This window comes from Desulfotomaculum sp. (assembly GCF_982386235.1).
Genome location: NZ_CEVWQM010000016.1, coordinates 1 through 25,075 on the forward strand (window position 1 = coordinate 1; position 25,075 = coordinate 25,075).

28 protein-coding genes and 1 riboswitch are annotated in these 25,075 nt (G+C 44.6%); of the genes, 3 read left to right on the forward strand and 25 right to left on the reverse strand.

Features of this window, described 5'->3' with window-relative positions; translation table 11 throughout:
* Positions 1-222 precede the first annotated feature (222 nt).
* The gene (locus AC1U9Z_RS10570; RefSeq protein WP_333529970.1) at positions 223-348 is read left to right on the forward strand and encodes a hypothetical protein; all 126 of its coding nucleotides are present in this window, start codon (positions 223-225) and stop codon (positions 346-348) included.
* A 197-nt stretch (positions 349-545) separates the two neighbouring features.
* Here the strand turns inward: AC1U9Z_RS10570 and AC1U9Z_RS10575 are convergent, their stop codons facing one another.
* From AC1U9Z_RS10575 to ispE, 7 genes are all read right to left on the reverse strand, one after another.
* On the reverse strand, positions 546-1,496 hold the full coding sequence (locus tag AC1U9Z_RS10575) for a ribose-phosphate diphosphokinase (protein ID WP_333529971.1): 951 nt from the start codon (positions 1,494-1,496) through the stop codon (positions 546-548).
* A gap of 26 nt (positions 1,497-1,522) precedes the next feature.
* Positions 1,523-2,893: a bifunctional UDP-N-acetylglucosamine diphosphorylase/glucosamine-1-phosphate N-acetyltransferase GlmU gene (gene glmU / locus AC1U9Z_RS10580; protein WP_479957398.1), complete on the reverse strand. Its 1,371-nt coding sequence runs from the start codon at positions 2,891-2,893 to the stop codon at positions 1,523-1,525.
* A gap of 176 nt (positions 2,894-3,069) precedes the next feature.
* Positions 3,070-3,324 (reverse strand): septation regulator SpoVG, encoded by a 255-nt coding sequence (spoVG, locus tag AC1U9Z_RS10585; protein ID WP_333529973.1) that lies wholly within the window; start codon positions 3,322-3,324, stop codon positions 3,070-3,072.
* A gap of 116 nt (positions 3,325-3,440) precedes the next feature.
* Positions 3,441-4,658 (reverse strand): threonine ammonia-lyase, encoded by a 1,218-nt coding sequence (gene ilvA, locus AC1U9Z_RS10590; protein WP_479957399.1) that lies wholly within the window; start codon positions 4,656-4,658, stop codon positions 3,441-3,443.
* Positions 4,659-4,678: 20 nt separating this feature from the next.
* Positions 4,679-5,437 (reverse strand): hypothetical protein, encoded by a 759-nt coding sequence (locus AC1U9Z_RS10595; protein WP_333529975.1) that lies wholly within the window; start codon positions 5,435-5,437, stop codon positions 4,679-4,681.
* Positions 5,430-6,122 carry a GntR family transcriptional regulator gene (locus AC1U9Z_RS10600; protein WP_333529976.1) on the reverse strand — a complete coding sequence of 231 codons (693 nt, stop codon included), beginning with the start codon at positions 6,120-6,122 and terminating at the stop codon, positions 5,430-5,432. The genes AC1U9Z_RS10595 and AC1U9Z_RS10600 overlap by 8 nt, the downstream gene beginning before the upstream one ends.
* Positions 6,123-6,239: 117 nt before the next feature.
* Complete coding sequence (gene ispE / locus AC1U9Z_RS10605) at positions 6,240-7,088, reverse strand: 4-(cytidine 5'-diphospho)-2-C-methyl-D-erythritol kinase (protein ID WP_479957400.1); 849 nt, start codon at positions 7,086-7,088, stop codon at positions 6,240-6,242.
* A 220-nt stretch (positions 7,089-7,308) separates the two neighbouring features.
* Between ispE and AC1U9Z_RS10610 the strand changes: the two genes are divergently transcribed.
* Positions 7,309-7,869, forward strand: coding sequence for a L,D-transpeptidase family protein (locus AC1U9Z_RS10610; protein ID WP_479957401.1), 561 nt, complete (start codon positions 7,309-7,311; stop codon positions 7,867-7,869).
* Positions 7,870-8,028: 159 nt separating this feature from the next.
* Here AC1U9Z_RS10610 and AC1U9Z_RS10615 read toward each other — a convergent pair whose 3' ends face one another.
* From AC1U9Z_RS10615 to AC1U9Z_RS10695, 17 genes are all read right to left on the reverse strand, one after another.
* The gene (locus tag AC1U9Z_RS10615) at positions 8,029-8,475 is read right to left on the reverse strand and encodes a DMT family transporter (RefSeq protein WP_333529979.1); all 447 of its coding nucleotides are present in this window, start codon (positions 8,473-8,475) and stop codon (positions 8,029-8,031) included.
* 154 nt (positions 8,476-8,629) lie between these two features.
* A complete protein-coding gene (locus AC1U9Z_RS10620) occupies positions 8,630-8,881 on the reverse strand; it encodes a heavy-metal-associated domain-containing protein (RefSeq protein WP_333529980.1) in 252 nt (83 codons plus the stop codon).
* A 109-nt stretch (positions 8,882-8,990) separates the two neighbouring features.
* Entirely contained in the window at positions 8,991-10,097 is a 1,107-nt protein-coding gene (locus AC1U9Z_RS10625; RefSeq protein WP_333529981.1) for a S8 family peptidase, read from the reverse strand.
* A 29-nt stretch (positions 10,098-10,126) separates the two neighbouring features.
* Positions 10,127-10,675, reverse strand: coding sequence for a hypothetical protein (locus tag AC1U9Z_RS10630; protein ID WP_333529982.1), 549 nt, complete (start codon positions 10,673-10,675; stop codon positions 10,127-10,129).
* A gap of 115 nt (positions 10,676-10,790) precedes the next feature.
* Positions 10,791-10,991 (reverse strand): hypothetical protein, encoded by a 201-nt coding sequence (locus AC1U9Z_RS10635; protein WP_333529983.1) that lies wholly within the window; start codon positions 10,989-10,991, stop codon positions 10,791-10,793.
* Positions 10,992-11,176: 185 nt separating this feature from the next.
* Entirely contained in the window at positions 11,177-11,476 is a 300-nt protein-coding gene (locus AC1U9Z_RS10640; protein WP_333529984.1) for a YbaB/EbfC family nucleoid-associated protein, read from the reverse strand.
* Positions 11,477-11,489: 13 nt separating this feature from the next.
* The gene (locus AC1U9Z_RS10645; RefSeq protein WP_333529985.1) at positions 11,490-11,792 is read right to left on the reverse strand and encodes a YbaB/EbfC family nucleoid-associated protein; all 303 of its coding nucleotides are present in this window, start codon (positions 11,790-11,792) and stop codon (positions 11,490-11,492) included.
* A gap of 14 nt (positions 11,793-11,806) precedes the next feature.
* Positions 11,807-12,478, reverse strand: a complete 672-nt coding sequence (locus tag AC1U9Z_RS10650) for a hypothetical protein (RefSeq protein WP_479957402.1) — start codon at positions 12,476-12,478, stop codon at positions 11,807-11,809.
* Positions 12,479-12,652: 174 nt separating this feature from the next.
* Positions 12,653-13,786 carry a DUF3794 domain-containing protein gene (locus AC1U9Z_RS10655; protein WP_333529987.1) on the reverse strand — a complete coding sequence of 378 codons (1,134 nt, stop codon included), beginning with the start codon at positions 13,784-13,786 and terminating at the stop codon, positions 12,653-12,655.
* Positions 13,787-13,821: 35 nt separating this feature from the next.
* On the reverse strand, positions 13,822-15,531 hold the full coding sequence (locus AC1U9Z_RS10660; RefSeq protein ID WP_333529988.1) for a DUF3794 and LysM peptidoglycan-binding domain-containing protein: 1,710 nt from the start codon (positions 15,529-15,531) through the stop codon (positions 13,822-13,824).
* 194 nt (positions 15,532-15,725) lie between these two features.
* A complete protein-coding gene (locus tag AC1U9Z_RS10665) occupies positions 15,726-16,730 on the reverse strand; it encodes a CAP domain-containing protein (RefSeq protein WP_479957403.1) in 1,005 nt (334 codons plus the stop codon).
* Positions 16,731-16,735: 5 nt separating this feature from the next.
* Positions 16,736-16,861, reverse strand: a riboswitch (cyclic di-AMP (ydaO/yuaA leader).
* 192 nt (positions 16,862-17,053) lie between these two features.
* Complete coding sequence (locus AC1U9Z_RS10670) at positions 17,054-18,061, reverse strand: chymotrypsin family serine protease (RefSeq protein ID WP_333529991.1); 1,008 nt, start codon at positions 18,059-18,061, stop codon at positions 17,054-17,056.
* 67 nt (positions 18,062-18,128) lie between these two features.
* Positions 18,129-19,040: a sporulation peptidase YabG gene (yabG, locus tag AC1U9Z_RS10675; RefSeq protein WP_333529992.1), complete on the reverse strand. Its 912-nt coding sequence runs from the start codon at positions 19,038-19,040 to the stop codon at positions 18,129-18,131.
* Positions 19,041-19,241: 201 nt separating this feature from the next.
* The gene (locus AC1U9Z_RS10680; protein WP_333529993.1) at positions 19,242-19,712 is read right to left on the reverse strand and encodes a ribonuclease H-like YkuK family protein; all 471 of its coding nucleotides are present in this window, start codon (positions 19,710-19,712) and stop codon (positions 19,242-19,244) included.
* A gap of 22 nt (positions 19,713-19,734) precedes the next feature.
* Positions 19,735-20,613, reverse strand: coding sequence for a 16S rRNA (adenine(1518)-N(6)/adenine(1519)-N(6))-dimethyltransferase RsmA (gene rsmA / locus AC1U9Z_RS10685; RefSeq protein ID WP_333529994.1), 879 nt, complete (start codon positions 20,611-20,613; stop codon positions 19,735-19,737).
* A 247-nt stretch (positions 20,614-20,860) separates the two neighbouring features.
* Positions 20,861-21,793, reverse strand: coding sequence for a 3D domain-containing protein (locus AC1U9Z_RS10690; RefSeq protein WP_479957404.1), 933 nt, complete (start codon positions 21,791-21,793; stop codon positions 20,861-20,863).
* A 181-nt stretch (positions 21,794-21,974) separates the two neighbouring features.
* Positions 21,975-22,868 (reverse strand): 3D domain-containing protein, encoded by an 894-nt coding sequence (locus AC1U9Z_RS10695; protein WP_479957405.1) that lies wholly within the window; start codon positions 22,866-22,868, stop codon positions 21,975-21,977.
* A 209-nt stretch (positions 22,869-23,077) separates the two neighbouring features.
* Here AC1U9Z_RS10695 and AC1U9Z_RS10700 point away from each other — a divergent pair, with 209 nt between their 5' ends.
* A complete protein-coding gene (locus AC1U9Z_RS10700; RefSeq protein WP_333529998.1) occupies positions 23,078-24,127 on the forward strand; it encodes a hypothetical protein in 1,050 nt (349 codons plus the stop codon).
* A 113-nt stretch (positions 24,128-24,240) separates the two neighbouring features.
* On the opposite strand, the gene AC1U9Z_RS10705 is transcribed toward AC1U9Z_RS10700, so the two are convergent.
* Positions 24,241-25,026 carry a TatD family hydrolase gene (locus AC1U9Z_RS10705; protein WP_479957406.1) on the reverse strand — a complete coding sequence of 262 codons (786 nt, stop codon included), beginning with the start codon at positions 25,024-25,026 and terminating at the stop codon, positions 24,241-24,243.
* Between the last annotated feature and the right edge of the window lie 49 nt (positions 25,027-25,075).

Consider the following 25,075-nt stretch of genomic DNA (forward strand, 5'->3'; position numbering starts at 1 on the left):
GTTATTAAGTAAGTACTAGTTTAGCAATGCCCGTTTACATTGTCAACAGATTTTTTGCCACCAGCCCCAGCTTTTTGCGTTTTTGGGGCTGACCTTGGGCCGTAAGCCATGAGCCATGGGCCTTTGTGCATGTTTTGCTTATGGGTCTTAAGCCTATGGCTGGTTTTGTATAGCCGCTGGCTAAGCAGCAAAGGATATTGATAAAACGAGGAGGTGAATCGTATGTATGACATGGATGACTCACGCCCAGACATGTTGGAAACGGGTATCCGCGGCTGGGTATCACCTGATGAATCAGAGGAAGAAATAGGCCTTGATTTTTACCAAAACTGGTCTGCACACTGGTAAAATTTATAAAAATGCGACAGGGAGAAGCGACCCCCTGTCGCATTTTTATAAGCACACCTTTAACCTACACAAACTACGGCTGAAAATACCGTGTACCATAAGCAAGGGAACCCTAAGCACAGCATACACAAAAAGCCCCAGACCCATGGCTCATGGCACACAACAAATAATCCTCTCCACCCTAAGCGGATGACTTATTATGAAAACAACTTGCTGACTGAAAGATCCTCATGAATACGAATAATTGCTTCACCCATCAGCGGTGCCACAGATAATACCTTGATTTTATCAATCATTTTTTCCGGAGGTAATGGAATCGTATTGGTAATAACAACTTCTTTAATCACAGATTCTTTTAAACGCTGAATAGATGGGCCGGAAAGCACTGCATGGGTGCAGCAGACATAAATTTCTTTAGCACCCCGATCCATTAAAGCAGCCGCTCCCTTTGTAATGGTGCCGGCGGTATCAATGATATCATCAATCATAATGACGGTCTTGCCCTTAATATTACCAATCACATTGGTAACCTCAGCCACATTGGGTTCGGGGCGGCGTTTGTCGATAATCGCTAAGGGGGATCCAATACGCTCAGCTAGATCCCTGGCCCGGGTCACCCCACCAATATCCGGGGAAACCACAACCACATTTTCCCTGTCCTGGGTTTGCTGAAAATATTCTGCCAGGATAGGTACCGCAGGCAGGTGATCCACAGGAATGTCAAAGAATCCTTGAATTTGTCCCGCATGCAAATCCATGGTTATTACCCGACGGCAGCCACTGGCCGTTAAAATATTGGCCACCAGCTTAGCGGTAATGGGGTCCCTGGCCCGGGTTTTACGATCCTGCCGTGCATAACCATAGTAAGGAATTACAGCGGTGATGCGCCGGGCAGAGGCCCGGCGCAGGGCATCGACCATAATCAGTAATTCCATTAGATTTTCATTTACCGGTGTCGATGTGGGTTGAATGATAAAGGCATCGGAACCCCTGACACTCTCATCCACCTTTACGCGGATTTCTCCATCACTAAAGTGAGTCACTTCGGATGACCCCTTGGTAACGCCAAGATACTGACAAATCTCCTGGGCTAATTCTGGGTTAGCGGTTCCCGCAAAAATCTTTAATCGTTTACTATTGGAAGACATCATTTACCTCCGAGAATTCGTATAATTTAACTTTTTTTCCTTTGTTTCTTAGCCCAATCCGTGTGATTGGTTTGGCGTCCCCTGGCCACTCCCAGTGCTTCTGTTGGTACATCTTTGGTAATGGTAGAACCAGCAGCAATGACAGCATCCCGACCTACCGTAACGGGTGCCACTAAATTTGTATTACTGCCTATAAAAGCTCCATCCTCGATCACCGTTTGATACTTGTTTTTTCCGTCATAGTTGCAAGTGATGGTCCCTGCACCTACGTTTACACTTTCCCCGATGGTTGAATCACCTACGTAACTTAAATGGGGAATCTTACTGCCGCGTCCGATATGCGACTTCTTAATTTCTACAAAATCCCCCACTTTAACTTTGTCTGCTAGAACCGTACCCGGTCTTACGTAAGCATAGGGTCCTATAACCGCATCATTTCCAATTTGGCTATCCAAAAGTACCGAATATTGAATTTCATTATTGTTTCCGATCATACAATTTGTTATTTTACAGCCTGGTCCAATAACACAATGATTACCTATTTCTGTGTCCCCCCTTAAAAACGTAAAGGGAAGAATAACGGTGTCTGCCCCAACCTTTACACCAAGCTCCACGTAAGTATTCCCTGGGTCCATAATCGTAACCCCTTGAACCATTAAACCTTCCAGAATCCTTTGACGCATAACAGCTTCGGCCTGAGCCAATTGAATTCGGTCATTGATACCCTGAACCTCTTGGGCATCCTCTAAGGTTACTGCCTTGACTTTCAGTCCCTTTTTTATAAAAATTTGTACTATATCCGTAAGATAAAACTCCCCTTGGGCGTTAGCCGGGGATATTTCCTTTAATGCGCTAAACAAACCCGGTACCTTAAAACAATACACCCCGGTATTGATTTCCTTCACCGTTAACTCTTCCGGAGATGCATCTTTCTGTTCCACAATACGGGATACGTCCCCCGTTTCGGTGCGTAGGACCCTGCCATAGCCAGTGGGATTGGCCATTTCGGTTGTCAACAAGGTCGCTGCGGCCCCAGATTCACTGTGCTCCTGGGCCAGTTTAGCTAAGGTTTCCCCCCTTAATAGCGGTGTATCCCCACAAACCACCAGTAAATTACCAGGGTACTCCCTTAATTCTTGTTCAGCCTGCAGCAAAGCATGGGCTGTTCCTAATTGTTCATTTTGTATGACTACCTTGGCCTCATTACCAACAAAATCAGTAACCTGGTCAGAGCCAAACCCTACCACTACCACCGTTTTGGTTACTCCGGCTTCCGCTACAGAACTTAACACGTGGCCCAGCATAGGCCTGCCGCATAATGGATGTATTACTTTAGGCAGATTTGATTTCATTCTCGTTCCTTTGCCAGCTGCCAAGATTACCGCTGCAGGTTCCATCCCGCAACCCCCTTTTTCTTTCTTCTATAGGATATCCTATTCAGGCATGTTTTTTTCTGCCAACCGTATTCTTTCAACAAAAAAATACATTTTCCTCTCCATCAATCTAATTACACAATAAAAAGAAGATTATGAAAATAAAAAGGGGGCCTTTGCCCCCTTGAATAATCATTAAACTATATCGCCTCTTGGTACGCTTGCAACACGGCGTTTTGAATAATTTCTCTGGCAGATGAATTGATCGGATGAGCAATATCTCTAAATTCACCATCCGGGGTTTTTCTACTTGGCATAGCTACAAACAATCCGTTTTGTCCTTCAACCACTTTTACATCATGGATAACAAAAGCGTCGTCCAGTGTAACTGAAACAATGGCCTTCATTTTGCCCTCCATGAGTACTTTGCGTACTCGCACGTCAGTCACATGCAAAATTCTTCACCACCTTCCGCTGCATCAACTGCTGTTGGGCTACTAAATTCTGCAGCGAAAGTCAAAATCCTTCTTTATTCATAACTTTATTCAATAATTTAGGTCATTTTTTTGTGTTATCTTAAAATATCTAGCTCATACCCCATTTTACCCAAGGATTCGACAATTTGCGATATATGACTGGCATTCCTCGTCTCCAGAGAAATCTCCACCTCAGCTTGTTTTAACGGTACATTGGGCTTTATTCGATCATGAACGATAGAGATTACGTTCGCTCCGGAGTTTGCCAGGGCAGATAGGAGTTTTTGTAAAGAACCAGGCTTATCGGTTAGGATGGTCTTAAATCTTAGGTAGCGCCCGGCCTTTACCAGACCTCTTTCAATGATGATGGAAATAACATTTACATCGATATTGCCACCACTAATGATTACAGCAACCTTTTTACCGCTAAGATCACACTTTTTATGGAGCAATGCAGCAATTCCCACTGCCCCCGCGCCCTCCACCATTAATTTTGAACTTTCTAAAAGCATCAAAATGGCCCAGGCAATTTCCTCATCATCCACTGTAACAATCTGATCCACATATTTGCGCGCCATGTTAAAGGTAAGGTCACCGGGACGACGCACGGCAATACCATCAGCAATGGTATTCGCGGATTTTAACTCATGGACTGCACCGCTTTTAAAGGCCTCCAGCATACAAGGAGCACCAGCGGCCTCGACCCCGATGACCTGTACCTCGGGCCGCTTTTCTTTAATTGCACAGGCTACCCCTGCGATCAAGCCGCCTCCACCAATGGGTACCACAACGGCATCTAAGTCTGGCAATTCCTCTAATATCTCCAGTCCGATGGTTCCCTGACCGGCAATAACCAGCGGGTCATCAAAGGCATGTACAAAAACTGCGCCATTTTCGTGTTGAATTTCCTGGGCTTTGCGGAAGGCATCATCATAACCCTGCCCCGAAAGAACCACATCGGCCCCAAGGGCCTTGGTACTCTCTATCTTGGTTATGGGTGCTCCCTCGGGCATCACAATGGTAGCTGAAATACCTACCTGACTGGAAGCAAAGGCTACCCCCTGGGCATGATTACCGGCAGAGGCTGCCACCACTCCTTGGGCTGCTTCCTGAGCCAAGACAGAAATTTTATTATAGGCACCCCTTAATTTAAAGGAACCGGTTTTTTGTAAGTTTTCCAGTTTAATAAAGACATGGGCTCCGGTTTTCTTACTAAGGATTTCAGAAGGTTCCAACGGTGTATAGCGACTAACCCCCTGAAGCCTTTCCTTTGCTTCCAAAATATTTTGCAAAGTAACAAAATCATTATCCATATCAATTGCTCCTTATTTTGCTATAAGCTTTGCCTTAAATCATACCCCATTGCCTGACAGATTATTTCCAAATCAGCGGGTTTATCAATATCCATGCCAACCTCCGGATAGGGACAAATAATTGCCCTGCCCTTGATGTTAAGCATCTGCGAAACCTTTTCCTGGGCTTCCTGCAAGGTAAGAAGCCGTAACAATAGCTTTATCAGAAGTGGTAACCCTACCCGTCGGGCCAGGGCAATGACCCTCTTGCGCAAGTCCACTAACTCCTGCCCTATGACAAGGCATTGTTCAACAACCTGAGGATTAACCAGGAAAAGGTTCCCTCCTGTAAAAACTCCTTCTCGAAAAGTAACGTAGGTCCTTTGGGCCCGGGGAAAAGTTTTTTCCACCACTTCCCTCGGAATTAGAGGAAAATAGACATCATCCTTTAGCTCCTTACAAAGTGCTAGGAACCCAGATACAGAACCAGCTGTTAAAAGGGGGATGTCGGACGAAGCCACTAAATAGTGGCTATCCATTAGGGCATTACCCTTTTTTATATTTTCCATCATCGTCAGACCCGACTCCAGCCAAATTACATCGGCTGGCAATTCCCTTTTAATTCCGGGGGGCCCAACTACAACAATCCTACCCACCTCACGATTACTCCTTAGGGCACGGATAACGTACAGCACCATGGGAATTGAGCCAATTTTAATGAGGGCCTCATAGGGCTCTGGGCTGAGATTTTTTAATTGTCCATTATTCACACTGCCGGCCAAAACCAGCGCATCAATCATTTTTCCTTTGTGCCCCCTTAAGGGAATTAAGCATAATGTTTTCAGCACTGTAAATATGTTCCCTGGCCAAATTCTGTGCCAGTTCTACATTGCGGTCAGCAATGGCATCAACAATTTGGCGATGCTCCTCGATGGCATCTTTACTTCTGCCAGGCTGGGACAAAGACACCGTCCGTACCCTCTGAATGATTTCTCTCAAGTGAGTAATAATCGTTAGTAACCTTTCATTTCGGCCGGCCCTATACAATAATTCATGAAAATCAGTATCTGTTTCTACAATCTTGTTAATATCCTGTTTGTTCGTCTGCTCAGAGTAAGCCAATAAAGATCTTTCTAATTGCTCAATTTCTTCCTCACTGGCCCGCTCCGCAGCTAACCCTGCGGCCAGTGCTTCCAGCGATGCCCTCACCTCAAAGACATCGGTAATATCTTTGAGGGAAATCCCCGCCACATAAGCACCTTTACGGGGTATCATAACCACAAAGCCTTCCAATTCCAACTTGCGAATCGCTTCCCGCACAGGGGTCCGACTGACTCCCATCTCCTCAGCCAATTGAATCTCCATTAACCTTTCACCCGGCTCTAATTTGCCCGAGAGGATCGCTTCACGCAAGGTTTCAAATACAATTTCCCTTAATGGTTTATATGCATCAAGCTTTATTGGAGCTAATCTATTTTCACTCATTTCCCCTTCCCCCTTCTACAACCATACCCTAATCTAATATCGTGGTCATTCGTTTGAGCATAACCACTGTGTAGGCCTCGTTCGGATGGCTTTTAGCTATTAGCGATTGGCCTTTTTTCATCCCATACATGTAGCAATAACCGTACAGTCCGGCAAATGTACTTGGCCTGCAATCTCCTTCGCCTTGGCCAGGTTTTCTGTTAGACCAAAAACCGTAGGCCCGCTGCCAGACATTAATACCCCCTGGGAACCAGCTTCCCGCAGATAATTCTTAATCGTAATTAGTTCCGGGTGTAATTTTAACGTCATACTTTCTAAAACATTTGCTAACTCCCCAGCAACCTTTTCCAGGTTTCGCTCCTTGAGAGCCTCTAGCATCCTTGCCATATCCGGTCTTTTGCGCAGTTCATTCAAGCAAAGTCCTTGATATACTTCTGCTGTACTAACACCAAAGGCTGGCTTAACCAATACTACGCCAAAGGGCGGTGCCAAATCCAAGGGGGTAAGTTTTTCACCAATTCCCCGGGCAATAACCGTACCACCCATCAGGCAAAAGGGAACATCGGCACCCAACTGAGCAGCTAACTTCATTAGCTGCTCTTGACTTAGGCCTAAATCCCAAAGTGCATTAAGCCCCCTCAAGGCAGCCGCTGCATTGGTAGACCCACCAGCCAAACCAGCAGCCACTGGTATATTCTTATGCAGACGTATAATTGCCCCAGCCTCTGGGGGAGCCATTCGCTTTAGTAGATTTGCTGCCTTAAGCACCAGGTTATCTTCCTTGGTGGTTACGGAGATTCCCGACACAAAAAGGCTAATTTCTGAAGTTTGTTGCTCAATTTCTAAAACATCATGCAAAGCAATGCTTTGCATGATCATTTCAACCTCGTGATAACCATCGGGACGCCGGGCTAAAACATCCAATGTTAAATTTATTTTTCCATGTGCCTGTAGCCTTATGGCCATGTTATCTCCCCCCAAAGCAATTATACACTGCCATTCCCCAAATGAGGCGGAAATATTTTCTTCTGGCTTTGCTTTTTGGTCAGTAGACAGCCATTTTTTTATAGTATGATTTCTATTATTTGCTTTGATTAGATAAAAAATACTGAGGATATAACAGACCCTAAAACCAAAGGCCTCATATTATAGATTGATTAGAACATGAAAGGAGGTTATTAAGAAGATGTTTTATCGGGCCGGTATTGAATTGCAAATTGACCCTAAATCGCGGCGATTAAATGTCTACATTGGTGAACAGTTATCAAACACCTACCCTGTTGGTGTGGGCAAGGCCGCCACCCCTACCCCAGCCGGAGATTATCAAGTCGTTAACAAAGTCACCAATCCTGGCGGTATATTGGGCACTCGCTGGATGGGTTTAAATATCCCCGGCGGCAATTACGGAATTCATGGTACCAGTATACCCTCTTCCATCGGTGGTTTTGTTTCTTTAGGCTGCATCCGAATGTATAATAAAAATGTAGAAGAGCTTTTTCCCTTGGTTCCCATCGGTACACCGGTTCGGATTGACGTTGTTCCAGGCTACAACCAAAAAACCCAGGCAACTACCTCATCTCCCGCCAGTGGCCCACCCCTGGATCATGCTGTCTATACCGTTCAACCAGGTGATACGCTATGGAAAATTGCTCAGCAACACCATACAACCTTAGCAGAACTAATGTCCATTAACACTATTCCTAACCCCAATATGCTGGAGATAGGACAAATAATCTTTATTCCATAAAATAGATGCTTTTGCGTTTGGGTTTTCAAGGAAGGACGAACGTAAAGGATTACGGGCATCATAAACAAAGAAGTGTCGCAAAACCACTTTCGTGGGCTAGCGACACTTCTTTGTTTTAAATTTTACATTTAGGAAAGATTTTATTGACAATTGATCCGATTATTTTTTTAACAGCAAAAAGGCTCCTCCCGCCATTAAAAGGGTCCCCGCCAGGTGATACCAATTAAAGGGGATCCGCTCAAAACCAAAGATTCCTAGATGATCGATGGCTGCGGCAGTAAGAACCTGGCCAACAATAATCGCTGTGGTGGCAGAAGCAACCCCCACTACGGGCATGCTCCGGGCGACCATGTATATAATTAAGACACTCAATACTCCCCCCAGGTAGGTGTACCAGGGCGCACTTGCCCATTTACCTAAATCACAGTCCCCCAGGCGACAGACAAAAACCAAGATTCCTACAACTACCGTGCCAACGGCATGAACAATAAAGGTCGTTTCCCATAACCCCACAACCTTCCCTAAGGCCGAGTTCATCGTCCCTTGCAGGGCCATGGTAAGCCCTGATGTTGCAGCAATAATCAGTGCTATCAATTTTGCGTCCATTTGCACCTCCGGGTCGGATATTAATTAGAAAAGCTTGGCACGAGCCTTCGCTTCTCTTATACTATCATCCTTAAAATCGGATACTTTCGGATAGTATAACTGAAGCAGGCAAGTCGCCTGCTTCAGTTATTAATATACCCCCAGGGGGTTAAAATTACACTAAAATATCATGCCCTAAGGACCTTAGGGTTCCTCGCAAATAATCTGTATGAATTACCCCAGGATCAAAATCGACGGTTACGGAACCCTCCTCCAGGTTTACCTTAACTTGATCCACGCCATCAATCTGAGATAGATAGGTCTCAATCTCCTGTTTATCATGCTGGCCACCTTGTAAGCCTCCGATTTTAAAGGTTTTACTAGTATTCTGGTGATCACGAATATTTGGCCCGGTCAATGCTGTCACCTCCTGACTTATTCCTATTTTTTGCTGAAAATCGGGCCATTATTCAAAAAGTCAACCCCCGCCAGCATTTACACCGGACCGGGGGCGACAATTTAACCTTTTGCACTTTTTATGCCCCCGGGTAATAATTTATTGAAACATCAACCCTTACAACACCAGCACCGGTAGTTTTACTGCCCTTTCCTTTAAGCCCCTTGGCCCCAGCCAATAATCGTTGGGCAATCATTTGGATATTATCCTTAGGGTATTTCGCCTTTAGCAGAGCCATAGACCCGGTCACATGAGCTGCGGCCATGGAACTACCGCTTAGTCTTACATAGGTGCCCCAACGATACGTTGATAAAATGTTGCTGCCCGGGGCAAGCAAATCTACTTCCGGTCCACTGCTGCTAAAATCAGCTAATTTACCCTTCGTGTCCATGGCAGCAACACTAATGGTGTCCTTAAATGCCGCCGGATAATCAACCGTACCAGGACCCCCATCATTACCAGCCGCCGCCACAATTAAAAGACCCCGTCTACGGGCTTCCCGCGCCGCTTCCTCCAATGCCCGGCTGTACTTATCCGTACCAAAACTCATATTGGCAATATGAATATGATTCTTGATACACCAGTCAATGGCATTAATAGCATTCAGTATGGTACCGTCACCCAACTGATCCAGCACTTTCACTGCATATATTTCTGCCTCTGGTGCTACGCCGAGAATACCTTTCCCTATGTTTGATGCTGCTATGGTACCAGCCACATGCGTACCATGGCCATTATCATCATCGAAGGATGAACCGGGAGAAATAAGATTGATGCCCCCTCGGAGATTTTTTCTGAGGTTAGGATGGTTCGTATCAATCCCACTATCGATGACGGCAACCTTAACCCCTTGCCCTCTGGTCTCCTGCCAGCATACATCGGACCCAATATAATGAACGCCCCAGGGAATCACTTGCTCTGAAAATCCTTTAAAATTTATAGGTGCCCATGGTACTAAACTAATTTTAAAATTTTCTTCTACCGCCACCACTCCACCGGTGGAGAGAATTTCTTGATCCGTAACTTCTGATGGTAATGTACAAATCAGACCATTCACAGTCGGCAGAGTACGAACATTCTGTGCTCCCATCCAATTTATTAAACCCATATGGGGCTGGGTTAATTTCCCCCGGTGGAGGCGGTCTCTGAATAAGATGATTCTTACTCGGCTTGTTTTACCACCCATAACCTCATCCCCTCTTAACACCACACCCCTTACTCTTCTTTCTTCTCTTCTGGTTTGTTTTGTTTGTTGAGTCTGTTGTCTGCATTGCTCTCCGCCTGTTCAGTGCCTAGCAAGCCTTGCAGCAGACCCCCCAATGGTGCTAAAACACTGACCAAATCCACCTGATCCTTGGTAGATCTAGTAGCATTTTGACGTTCTGGTGTTTTTACGGTTGTTACGATGGAATCCAACATCACCCCAAGGCTGCCAGCAACAATATCCATTACTTTGCCTGTAACTTTAACACCTTTAATAATCTTTTTTACGGTATCCTCCACCGGCACTTCTCTTTTAGTAACCACTGGTTGGTCTGATAAACGTTCCAAAACCTGGCTCAATTTATCCAACTGATCATTTAGCTGTTGTTCAGCCTGTCGTTGCAATTCAACCCTAGAGAGAATACCGACCAGTTTATCCATGTTTCCCAGCACACCGGAAACCTGGTCCAGTTCACTGCTCCTCTGGAAATGAATATTTTCCATTCTAGAAACCAGTTCCTCTAGGTTATTAGTGAGCCGGTTGCTGGATCTTTCTCCCACTGTGATCAACTCCTTTATATACTCCCTTACGGTACCTTTATGCTGGGTGGAAAAGGGCTACACGAGGATGTAGCCCCTTCCCTCATAAAGGATACAAAACTTTTGATTTGGTAGTTTAGCACCAGCAAAAGCAGCAACAGAAGATAGCCAGAGCCAGAAACAGGTAGAGACCAAGCAAGTGGTAGGGCAAAATGCCGCAAAATACGAGTGCGATGCCAATAATGAACAGAGCCAGGAGCAGGCAGCAGCAAAGACCTAGATTTCCACCATAACCTCCACTTACCTTTTCCTTAATGCCTTCTAATACGTTGGACATCCAATATTCCTCCTTATGTTAAAATCTTTGAACGATATCCCGGGACCGTCCTTACATTAAATTATGAGAAAGGGAGACTTTGTGTTACAGAGTTTAGATACAAATTTTGCATTGCAAAGTAAAAAAGGGTAGCCCTAAGGCACCCTTTTTTGATAATATAATATTTTATTGCTTTTTTTGTCTGCTTAAAATAGTCCAGGTAAACTAGACAGATTTAATCCTGTGGCTTTGGTAACCTCTTCCTTGGCCTTTTCTTTACTTTCGTTTTGTGCTTGGTTATAGGCCTCCGTTAGCATTTGTCCGAGAACCTCCGGTTCTACAGATGAAATGCGATCTGGGTCAAACCGTACAGCAAGAATACTTTGTTGGCCATTAATTATTACCTTTACTAAACCATCCCCAGCCGTTCCTTCCACTGTCATATCTTTAAGCAGTTGTTGTAAATTTTGCAGTTGGCCAAAAACCTTGGTCATATTACCAAACACATACTCACCTCCGCTACCCTTTAAACATATTGATAAAGTTTCCTATATTAAGACCGGTCATTTTAGCCACTTCTTCCTGAACCTTATTTCTGCTGTCCTGTTGAGCTAATTTAATTCCTTCTACTACCAGGTCCTCTAACTTAGTGACATTTTCTTTCATGATTTCAGGCGAAATTTTAACACTAATTAACTGTTGACTGCCATTCATGACAACAGTAACATCGCCTTCCCCTACCATTGCTTCAACTTGTATTTGCTTTAAACCGTCCTGCATATTTTGAACTTGGGAAAGCATACCACCTAAGTTTCCAAACAACTAAAACCACCTCCCTAGAATGAAGACGATGGGGAACCAAAGCGGGAATCCCACTTTAACATGCCCCTTGGGTTCGGGCCAGTCTCTTTCCTCTGACCCTCCTTTGTTTGATTTGGTTTATCCTCAGCCTTTTCTGGTTTGACTTTGACTCCCTGCTCCGGTTTTTTTTCCAAGGGTTTTTTGGGTCCTAACATATTGGCCAACATTCCCATTAGGGCGGCTGGGTTATTGCCACCCCCGCCAAAGCCACCTAACATGCCCGCCAGGGTTGCCAACATAGCCGGGTCTAGCCCCGGTCTACCGTTAGCCTCGCCACCCTCATCTGTTCTGCCAGGGCCCCCTAACATACCCGCTAGGGCCGCAATCATACCTGGGTCAATTCCCCCCGGGGGTGCAGCTTCCCCCTGAGAATTTGCCGGCATACCGCCCAAGGCGCCGGCAATTTGATTTGCCAACTCCCCGGTACCCTTCACCCTTTGTCCTTCGGGCAAAATCTTATTCATGCAGTTAACAATACCCAGTAGGTTCATCAAGGCCAACATAATCATGGTACTGTTCTCATTTGCCCCTTGCTGGGCTTGAAAATTAAGCAGTTTAAACATCGAATCTTCTAACCCATGGCAAAGTGTTTCTGTGGCCGTCTTAAATGCAGTACTATTTGCCACATCACCCATTTCATTATTCAACTTTCCCCCCCCTTTGTAAAAAATCAATGGCATTCCTATCCATGCCGAGCCAAACAAAAACTACCATTATAATATATGAGCCAAAAATAAAGAAGTGACTTCCTAAGCGACAATCACACCCTGGTATAAACAGGTAAGCCGCCCAAGGGTTGGGCGGCTTCTGCAATGTAGTATCTAAGCACCACGAATGGTTAAAGTAGCATCGTCGATTCTGACAAAGGATCCGGTGTCTCCTGGTTCCCTGGTAAATACGATGGATACGTTACCGGACACAGCACCTTCCGGCGCAGCATTGGAGGTAACACATTTCCTGGTCCAGGTTCCATTAATTTCAGTCTCCTGGAAGGTAGTAACCTGGGAAGAATTGATTTCTTGACCTGCTTCATTGTAGAAGGCAATTTTAGCATCGACCCTATAGTTTTCGATGATGCCATTGGGTACAACATCTTGGATGTAGAAGCAGAATTCATACCGTAAGCCGGGACGAATCACTTCATTGGGAATACTCTGTACTAAGGAAGCTGTTTCAGCCGTTGGATTGATACAGTCAGATGTGGCAGGACCTCCTAAACCAACAGAGAATGAACCGTTACCATTTCTGCCTGGTTCACCTGGTGCTACGTTGGAAGTTTGCCATACATCTAGGATACAACCAGAGAAAGCTTCAAAGCCGGTGTTTGCCAGTACTTGCTGACCTACTAAATCCTGATCAGGCAGACAGGTTTGGATGAAGATTTGTTGATCTTCGGTAATTTTCAGAATAAAGCTAACCGTGGCTGTTTGATTAACCCTGGTCGGACGTGGCATATTAAAGGCAACGTCAACATTTACATCCTTAAAATCAATGTCAATATTGCTGGGATTCATAATCGGCAGCGGTGGGTTAAGTTTTACCGTCTTGGTAAAGGGTACATCCTCACCAACATGACGAACATCGTCCTCCCGATTGACATAGTAAACTTGCTTGTGAATCGTACCGTGAACCGTGATACTCCTTAATTCCCTCGGGCCGCACTCCTTTTCAAAGGCATGCACCGTGGCCTTGGGGCTGTGGCAGAAATTATTCATATAGCCAGGAAATTTGCTGGGGGGAATTACGTTTTGACGGAAGTTCTCCATGTCACGGGGCTGAATGATCCCACCGTAAACTGGATCTGCCTCTAAATCCCTTACCACCACATCAATATGGTCAATCTTTTTAGCCAATTCATCAAGGCAAAGAGTATTATCTACTGTTATAGAATCTGTGACATCCGCTATAACAATTGGCAGTTTAACTAAGACGCAACCGGTAAAACCGTTAGGCATTTTACTACCTCCTTATATTTAATAAAATTTTATATTTAACCCTTGGCTTCGCAAGGAATCCTAATAACCTCGCCCACAGTAAGGACATTGGGATTTGTCAGTTGTGGGTTCGCTGCTTGAATGGCCTGCACAGTAGTTCCATAACGCTGGGCCAATTTAGCTAAGGTATCTCCTCTGGCAATTGTATAGTTAAAGACTGTGCCGGGAACACAGGGTGTGGTTGGCGGTTCGGTTGTGGGTGCCACAGTCGGCCTGGGAGTAAAACCTATCACCACATCTTGTTCCACTGTTTCTGTAATTTTGACACACACTTTTAGTACTGCTTCAACAAGGATTTCACAGTCTTCATCCAGTTTTGCATTGGCCCATTCAACTTCGACATTTACGTCTGCTCTGTTACCAGGACGTGCCCCAGGTACATCAATAAAGGTCTTAAAGGTGACTTTTCGATGCAGCATATGCAAGGATTTATCCGCTTTCATTGCTGTATAAAGAACTTCAAACTCTACGGTGCCCTTAATTAATACCTTATCATGAATAATATCGATGTCCTTAATGGTGACATCCCCGACGGAAATTTCCCTTACTTTGTCAATATCAGGCTTACCATAGGGAGGTTCCTTGGAGTCCCGAACGATAACCTGCTTGCATTCCTCCGCAACCAAGCTTTCCATATCCAGTCTGGCGGTTTCTACATCTGCACCTTCAATCGCAGTAATTACATCTACTTCTCTGTCTTCCACCACACGTGCTCTTACTTTTATTACAATCATGGGAGAGAACTTACAGCCGTTTATATCGGCAAGGTCCATCTTACAAGATTCCACCATGGCATCCATGTAGACTTCCATACCCTGTTCAGCACCTTCAACCTCAATAAAGTTACTGAATTTAAAGGTCCTTTCAAAGGAGTGAACATGGTCCTTATAATACTTTTTATCTTGTTCAAAACCATGCCCGTGCTTATGTCCATGTTCATGTTTGCCGTGATCATGTTTGCCGTGATCTTTCTTTCTATCTGCTCGATATAGACATTCCATATCCACTTCGCCATCAAAGAGGATCTTGTTCCGAATAATTCTGGTATTGGTTATCTCCACATCACACATGCAGCGGATAACATCACTAATAATGAGATCCCTTTCATCGGGCAGTTCAAACTCATCATCAATTAGGATCTGCTTGGTATTGCTTCCCACCACTTGCTGCAGGTTCATTCTTTCTGTTTCACAGTTATAACCCTGGGGACATTCTGTTAAGGCGTTGACCTCCCGATCTTCAGTTACCCTAACGGTTATTTGAAGTACAGCAGCAACATCGTAGTCGCAATCCCGGGCCAGTTTTATGTTAATATCCTCGACCTCAAAGTCGATTTCAACATCCATGCCTGGCCGGGCACCCTCTACTTCAACAAAATCTGTAAAATCAAATTCTTCGGTAAAGCTATGCACAGACTGATCTTTTTTGAAAGCCGAATACATCACTTGCACCCGCAAGGTTCCCTCTACAATCACCTTATTAGGGATTACTTCAACTTTCCTTAACTTAACGATTGTGTCAATGGAAAGAATCTCTTCCATATCGGGTGTACCTGAGGGTAGCGTAAAGCTGTCTCGAATTATGGTTTGTTCTGTGTTTTCGCCAACAAGCTGTTTTACCCTAATTTGTTCTGTCCCGACGATCTGATTAGCCGGTTGGTTATTTATCTGCCGGAATTTTGGCTTGGGACTTTTCCTCATAACCATCAATCTTAGCCTCCTTTCAAGATATCTCCTTAATATATATATTGGATTGGCTGTAGAAATGTGCTGAAATTGTGGTCAATCCTTAAGAAAAAGCAAAAAAACGGGGGGAAATTTTTCCCCCCGTTTACATTTTATGGAATTGTCTGTTGTACAAGTTATTTAAGTTGTCCAATTAATTGGCTATTTTATGACCCTTAGCGCCGAGCAAATTGCTGAACCCAGATGTAGCCAGAGCCAGTATAACTTTGATATACGCCTACACCAATTTCATTGTAATTGGCATTTAAGATGTTCGCCCGGTGACCGGGGCTGTTCATCCAATCCTTCACGACCTGCTCAGGAGTTTTTTGACCCATGGCAATATTTTCCCCTGCTGCTTTGTAGCTGATACCAAATTTACGCATCATATCAAAGGGGGAGCCATAATTGGGAGATGTGTGAGAGAAATATCTGCTCTGATACATATCCTGCGCCTTTACCTGTGCAACTTTGGTTAAATCCTCTTTGGCAACCACAGGCTTTAGACCATTTTTTGCTCTTTCAGCATTAACCAAATCCACTACCTTCGTTTGAGCTTCATTCATAAAGGTAGTAGGCTCCTGGGGCACAGGTGTTGGCTCTGGTTGGGGAGCCGGCTTTGGTTCAGGTTGTGGTGCCGGTTGCGGCTCTGGTTTTGGCTCTGGTTTTGGCTCCGGTTTTGGTGCCGGTGCTGGCTGTTCCGGTTGCTGAATAGGCTCTGTAATGGGTTTATATGCTAATAGTTGAATACAAAGCTTACCAGAGCTGGTATCCGCAAAGGCCAAACCAATTCGATTGTATTTACTATTTAGGATCGAACTGCTGCCATAGTATTGAAGTTGCTTTTGGACCATCGATGCCACATCATTGCCGCGTACAGTGGTTTGTCCAAGGGTGCTATAACCACCGTTTTTGGCAATCGTTAACAGCATTGCGGAACTGGGAATTTGACCGGTTCTTTGATAATATGCCAAATTCTTGGCAGCTTGCCCGGACAGCTCTTGATCCGCCATCAGCGTTGCCAGACCACCTTTGGCGCGGGCTTCATTAACCAGTCTAACCATCTCTTGGCTATCATCGGTAGCCGCCATAGCTGACTGCGCCGTCATAACGGACATCATCATGGTTAATAGGAACAAGGTAGCCAGGAACATAGGAACTTTCTTCAAACGATACTGCATTTCTTTTCTCCTTTCCTTTTTGCCTCCGGAGTTAGCTGACGGGTTCGGGCAAGGAAATCCCTACCTTTAAAAGGATTCACCCCATAAACGGTTCCTCCGTACCCACTAAAGGGATTCGGCATCTGTAACTGGCGCTTTGCCTGTCCTAAATATACATAAATTAACCTAAATTGACAAAACCCGTAATAGCTGTTAATAATTTATTTAGTTGGTTAAAACAGGTGCACAAACAATTTTATGTAAAATAACACACTCTCCCGTGCGTATACCATATTTTTACACGGAACAAAAGCCCCGCTCTTATCGTCACGGGGCTTTCTTTCCTAGAACTCTACGTTTAGTTTATCCAAGACCACTTGAATATGATTGAAAACGGTCACCCTATCGGATCCGGCAAACAGTAAGCCAACTGCCCTATTGCCCTCTGTAAGGACTAAGGAACCACTATCTCCACCCTGGGATTTCATATCACAAATTACCTGATTGGAGAAATACGCATTACTATTGTCATCCATTTTTACTTGCATGGTGGTGCCTATGGCAGTAACTACTCCGGAGGTAATGCCCGTTGTTCTACCACTTTTAACGACCCTCATGCCGGGTTTTGCCTCTACAATCCCCTGCACTTTACCAATACCAAGTATCTCATCGGTAATCAGCTCGGGCTTGAGGGGCCGGGCAACAGCACAATCCACATGGTTTACTGCCCCTTCCCTTTTAAAGAATTTCAAATCATAATTGGGTCTAATCGTATGAACCAGCATGTTGGCAATCCTTGCTGCCCCGTTGGCTATGGGGCAGGTAGCAGGGGCCTCTCCCTTTTGGATAGGAATATACCTTAATAGTATTGCAATGCGGTCGTCCTTGGTGCCGCCATCATACTCACCTGGCTGCAATATAAGGTCTCCTGGGGCAGACCGACCGTCTTTCCCATCGGTGGCATTGGCTAAAATATGGTTATTTGAAAGAATAAGTGGCTCTCCCGTGGTACGATCGCGTACCATTGCCCCAAAGGTGCCAGCCGTTACCCGATAGTGTCCCAAACTAAATCCGGGTTGGGCGGGTCTGACATGTTTTTTTCTATCATCAGACAAAAAACGAATTTCACCAACTTCCACAACATCTGTTTCTAAACCATTAATCCTAAAGGGTACCTGTTCCTCCCTGCTTAAGCTTTCAGAACGTTCCTTTTTGGAGACAAAGATGATAATTGCCTTTTGCTCGGTTCTTTGCATGCCCACATGTTTATAGCCGACACCTACGCCTACAACATTTTTAATTCCAAGCAAACGCCATTTGGCTTTCTCCACAGTTTTCAAAAAATTTAACATAAAGGAAATCCCTCCTAAAATGTCCTAGATCATCATATGCTGGACTTTAGGAAGGGGTACTATGGTTTTAATATTCCGTTCTGGGTATGCCTAAGCGATGTTTTCCTCTGGTTTCCACCCCACCAATACCTTCAAAACCGGTAATGGTACTTTTAATAATTTCCCTTAAGGCAATGGGATCTTGAATGGAAGTATAGGCTATTTTTTCAACCACAAACACAGGATCATAGGCATGAATTAATACCCTTTTGGGGGAACTTGCAAAATTGGCACCGGCACTTAATACTACCTCATAGCAAGACTGGCAGGCACCGGCAAATATCACTAAATCATCCCGACTTTTTTCAAAGGTACGGGCAATTTTAACTGCTTCGACAAAGTATTTTGAGTTGTGGTAATTATTTACATTGCTTAAATCCTTGGCACCCTTTTTAATGCCGTCATGCCCGGTAAGTACTAAAATATCTGGGTAATGTTTTTCAAGAAGAGCCAGCACCCTTTTGGGTTGCTCCTCTTCATCAATAGCATACCCGAAGGCTGGTATAGAAAGGTTACGATAGGTGGTCATACATAAGTCTAAATAATCCTTATCTCCGTCCAGGTGGAGTACTGTACCGGGCACATCAAAACCCTCAATGTCACTGTCGTCTCCTTTTTCTGGTTGAGCAGTGCGGGTCATACATATTCCATCGGCACATCTTTTAAGTCGATCTTTTCGTTCATCCATGCGCCTTTTCATAACCCGTCCCATAACTTCTTCGTTTTTCCTTAAGGTCTGGGTCCAATATTTGGAAATGTCTTTTACATCTACTTTAATTAAGTCATCTACTAACGAACTAGCAAACAGTCGTATATCCAATCCCTTAAGGACTGCGTAATCTTTACCATCTTGCCCCTGGTAAACGCTGTTAACCTTAAAGAAAATATCATTGCCATAGGATTTACGGGCAACAATATCACCTTCTTTAATCTTTGGCACGGCCTTACCCCCTTTCTACATCATCTTATGTTGGGGGTAATAGGGTTGTTACACATCTACCAGCCGCTAACTGTGGGGTCTTTGTTAATGCATGTCACGGATTTACGACCCTTCGATGGGCCTGCACAAAAACCCATTTCCCAGGGCCAATACCAGTCCCTGGGAAATGGCCTAATAGTCCAAAAGACTGACGGCGGATGGCTATTTCGTATACCTATCCGCCACGCAGGAAGCGGCAAAGGAATCTGGTTTGATCTTGGCCGCAAAGCCGCTACCCGTTACCATTCCCACCACTTCCCGAATCAAATCCTTTGTTTCGCCCTGGGTTCCCACATCAATATGTATTTCGACAGCTAAATGTTCAAGCCCATCTTCAAGTAGGAAGTTTGTTATCTTTGCTCCCAATTCAAGGCTCCGGGTTGTTTCATAATAAATTTTTTGACGTAGGCTTTTTATTTTACTTTGTATGCTTTTATGGTAGTAATATCTGGCGCCCTTCCCTTTACGATGAACAATAACCGCAGTTACAAAACAAGTTTCATGACGAGTCTGCGAATCCGTTCCTACCACAATTTTATAAGAGGAGCAGGGAAGGTTCTTAATATAACTTAAGATATCCCCCATCATCTCACGGAAGCTCAATTTACCTTTGGAAGGGCTAGTAAAGTCCATATATTCCTCCACTGGCTACTACTTAATCGATGGCGCAAAAGGTATTTGCTAATAACGCAAAATCTTGAATCGTCAGTGTCTCTCCCCTTCTGGAGGGTTCTATTTCTATTTCACTTAGTATTTTGAGCCACGTTTCCTTATCTGCCAACCCTGATCCAGTCAGTGAATTTAGCAATGTTTTTCTTCTTTGGCCAAAGGCTGCACGAACAATCTTAAAAAACATTTCCTCACTTTGCAGACTCACGGGCGGGACTTTTCTTCTGGTTAACCGGATAACCGCAGATTCGACTTCCGGTGCTGGGTAAAATACGGTCTTAGGAACTTTAGCCACGATCTCGGGTACGGTATAATACTGCACAGCTACACTAAGGCTTCCATAATCCTTACCCCCTGGAGAAGCTTGCAAACGGTCCGCCACTTCCTTCTGCATCATAACAACCATTCGGTTCAAATTAAAACCACTGGTAAGCAAATGCATCAATAGGGGTGTCGTAATATAATAGGGGAGATTCGCCACCAAATTAAAACTTTTGGCATTGGGTCCAAAGGCACCAGCCGTGTATTCTGAGGCAATTTGGTCAAAATTTACCTTTAATGCATCCGCATGAACAACTTGGATGTTATCAAAGTCCGCCAAAGTCTCCTGCAGTATCGGCAATAGGGTTTGGTCAATCTCCACGGCAATGACCTTCCCCGCTGAGCGAGCCAAACGCCTGGTTAATACCCCAAGTCCAGGCCCAATTTCAAACACTAGATCCTCTGGGGCTAAATCCGCAGCATTGACTATTTTATCAATAATGTTAGCGTCCATGAGAAAATTTTGTCCTAAAGCCTTCCTTACCCTAAAGCCATGAGACTTAATAATTTCTTTAACCACGGATGGTGATGTTAATTCTCGCAAGGTACATTTCCTTCCTCTGTTTAGTCTATAGCTATTATACCCGTTATTTGGCAATCACAATAGGCTGTTAACTTAGCCATCAGCCAATTACGCCTGCTCTTTGCAGTCTCTCAAAGGCTGACGGCCCAAGGTTGACACATGAACTGCCCTAAAGTCCAAAAAGCTGAAGGCTAAAAAGGTCTCTCCAGCAAATGTGAGAGACCCCTTACTCCTTCTACAAAAGTTATCCTATAACAAAAACCATTTGCTACTCCAAAACATACACCCTCGTATTCCGCTTCCCCCAAGCAAGGGCTTCATTTTCTGATTCATAAAATAGGTCAATGCGATTTCCTTTGATCGCTCCTCCTGTGTCTCGGGCAATGGCTTTGCCATAGCCCTCCACGTATAATCTAGTTCCCAGGGGAATAACTGCCGGGTCAACTGCCGCTATCCCAGAACTGGGTGGTATACCTGAAGCCGTATTTTTACCAGTGTAGGTATACCCTGTTGCTAACATTTCCACTGCCCTGTTAAAACGAAGATCCTGACCACCACGGTTAACCATACTTAAAGTCCCGTATTGGGTCATACTATTTATAGGCCAGGCAATGACTTCTTTCGATTCGCAGTTTCTGGCCACCTCTATACCATTTTCATATCGAACAGCCCAAATCTCCCTTTGCAGACCTTCTTTTCCTTCCTTTACCTTTTTAACAATTCCCCGGTCCATTTGAGGGTTAGCAAGGCGTTCAGCCTGAAAGGGTATGGCCCGGTTATTATATTCTTTTTTAACATCTACACGGACTACCTCTATGTAAATGTTTTTTTCTAATTTCGTAGTTAATGCTGGTAGAACGATATCCTCCGGCTTTAATTGGATACCCTGTTCTTTCAATAACTCCTTAACATCCCTACTGCTTGTACGAACAACCTCGCTTTTACCAGCTACTTGAAGATGTACCGGTATCCCCCCGGTTACCAACTCATTTACAAAACCTTTTACCTCAACCATCATTTTAGGTATGGTTATTTTTTCTGACCATAGGGCAAAACCTAAAACCACCAAAGTCATGACAATTAAAACGGAAATACCGATCAACGCTGCTTTAGCAGCCTTTTTACTTGATTGTTTTGCTTCCAGCCCCGCTAATGTGGGACGTGGCGTTTGGGTAGGCCATTCCACTGGGCACCAATTCATAGAATCCCTCCCTTAGTGGTGCCAACCGGAACCAGAGCTCCTGGCTGACCCCTAAGTCTTATTAGGAATCTTTATTCTCCCAGTGAATGATACTTACCTCCTCAAAAATTTTTACATATTCCACGGTCTAACAACAGATAATCGCATTTTTTTAGAAAAGTGTACCCTCCGGTTTAGGCTATTATTCTACTAGATGCACTTTAATCGTACACCTACCCCAATGAATAGCTTGATCGTAGCTGTTAAAAAAAACGTCGATCCGATTGCCTTTAATGTCGCTACCTGTATCCGCAGCAACGGCATAACCGTAGTTTTCGACATATAATTTTGTTCCCAGGGGAATTACCCTGGGGTCAACTGCCACAATGCCCTCAGAGGGATAAATGCCCGTTGCCGTGCGGTTTCCCGTATGGGTGTATGCCGTGGAAACAACCGTTATTGTTTTGTTATCCTCTAGCGGCATGGAATTACTAAGGTTTCTGACGGCTCCCCCTGCCACGGATCTGGAGGTTCCACGTGAAACCATAACTTGTGGTCCATAAGCAACCAACTGTGGTTCTGGTTTTTTGACAACTTCTGTTCTTAATTGCTCCCTTTTTACTTCTTTACCATCCTGGTAGGTTATTTGAATATACTCCCGGCTCAGTCCACATCGGCCTTGTTTTATTACCCTTTGTTCCCCCGCCGGAAGGTTATAGTCCGGTTTTTTGACCACTTTATACTGGATAAGCTCCTGGTTTGTTATTTCCTCTGTATCAACCCTGGTTACATGTATAGATGCCCCATCCTTAACGGTTGAGTTTAAGGGTACCTCAACAATATCAGCTCTTCTTAAAGTTACCTGTGCTTTTTGCAATGCATCCGCTACAGTTCCCCGAAACTGTATGACGGGAATCTCTTGTTGATCCACAATAATTAGCAGGTGTTTGGCACAGCAGAAGCAATAAACCATAAAGGCTATCCCAATAATGAGTACCCCTAAGAGGAGCCGACAGGCTTCATCTTGCCATAGCTTCTTATTTATTATCCCGATAACGATACCCCCTTTAAACATTTTAGTGCCCTTAGAAATCAATATATTCCTCCGGGACCTAAAATATGTCAGTTAAAGGGAGTGTTTGGTAATTTATTCCATTTCGTTGGAAATATTCTAAACAAAAGACGGATGGCTTTTTTTCAAGGGGACACGCCCGTTTAGTCCATTTCACGAATATACTATATCAGCGGTCATGCTTGCCTATATATACCAAGCCCGGCCATAGAAATAGAAAGGAGGTTTTGATTATGCCAAACGGCACTATCTGTCAACTGGTTAAATTGCCAGTGGTAATCGGTGACATCGTGACATCTGTGACGGTAGATAATGTTACCTGTCTGGATGAACAGGCTAAAAAGATCGATCATATCGATGTGGTTGTTCGTGACTTAGAGGGAGAACCGATTTTTGGCGGTACCCCACCTGCCCATGCCAATAACCCAGAAAATTTCTACCCAGGTTATCACCCAGCCAATTGCAACAGCCCAAAGGCCACTTTCCATGTAGGTGAAGCCGTATGTGGGCCCAGAGAGCTAAAGGGTATTCGCATTCATGGCACTATTCACAAGCAAATCTATTATGTAGATAAACACGATGATGTGCGTCATTTGGGTGAGGATATATCTTTTACTAAAGTGATCGATGTTAGACCTGCCCTGATTGTTATGAACCCCAATAATATAGAAATTGATTTTCGCAATGTGGATCTCCAAGTAGACTTTGATCTGCATAAATCAAACCGCATTCAGCAAATTGCCACTATTTCTTTAGTCATTAAAGTGGTTGAGGAAACCCAACTGTTTATTTCTATTTTCCCCGATGGTTGCGACACCGCAACCCTGGGTATTCAAGATTCCTTTGAAGATTTTACCGGAAATATCCCCACTAATTGGCAGGGTGAAAATGTCGCACCAAACCCCAATGGCAGAACTGGTCAAGCGGTGGAATTAGGTTTTTGCCCAACCAGGCCCGCCAGTCTGGTCAGAAGTGTTCCTGATGTTGTTGGCGGCCAATCCTATGAGCTGGCTTTCTGGGCCAGGTCTTTGCAAAAAATGATGAACCCCTGTGCCTTTACTCTGATGGCCCAGATCATGTACTTAGATGCTTCAGGCAACCCTATTAATTCCGTTAACCAAACAATCCGATCCCAGGATCTGAGTGATACCTATCAACCATTCCGTATTTCTGGTGTGGCACCGGAGGGTACAACATCCGCTATGCTTAGCTTTGTATTTACACCGGAATCATCGAATACCTGCGCTGCTCTCATCGACGATTTAACCTTTAGCCCTGTTTAATAAATACTTAGTTGCTCATGGTAGGTTTACCAAACAACCATAACCGATAGGACTAAGCAGGCCATGGGCCATAGCCCATGGCTCATGGCCTTTTCGGCTAATGGCTATGACCGTTAGCTATTTCCCTTGGTTATTATAGGTAGATTAAACAATCGAATGGTATTTTCTGCCGCCTGTAGGGACAACTCGCTAGCACTCATGTTTCTTAGCTCTGCCACATGATCTACGGTGTGTTGAACATAGGCTGGTTCATTGCGCTTACCCCGGTGAGGTACCGGTGTTAGATAAGGGCAATCTGTTTCCACTAATAAGCGATCTAAGGGGGTCTTAACCGCTATATCCTTTAGTTTTCCGGCGTTGGCAAAGGTTACCGGGCCAGCCAGAGAAATAAATAAGCCAAGTTTCATGCATTCCTGGGCAATCTCCCAACTGGCACTGAAGCAATGCATGACTCCCCCCGCAGGGTATGGTGCTTCCTCTCGTAATATCTGCATAATATCCCCGTGAGCATCACGGTCATGAATAATAAAGGGTTTTTTTAATTCCTTTGCCAAGAGTAGTTGCCCTCGAAAAACCCTTTGTTGGATATCCCTGGGGGATAAGTCGTAATAATAATCCAGCCCCATTTCCCCAATGGCCACCACCCTGGGGTGCTCTGCCATTTCTCTAAGCTGTTCCAGATAGTTTTCCGGAGCTTCCTTGGCATCATGGGGATGAATACCCACCGCTGCAAAAATAAAAGGATAGGTCTCGGCCAATTTAATCGATCGTTTAGAAGATGCAAGATCATATCCCACATTAATTACCGCCGTTAACTTCTCTTCGCACCGGGCAATCACCTGGTCCAAATCCTCCTGAAAACGCGGGTTGTCAAGATGAGCGTGGGAATCTATGAGCATTTCGTTAACCTCCTTTTTCAGCCCTCAGCCACTTGTCGGGTCCATCATA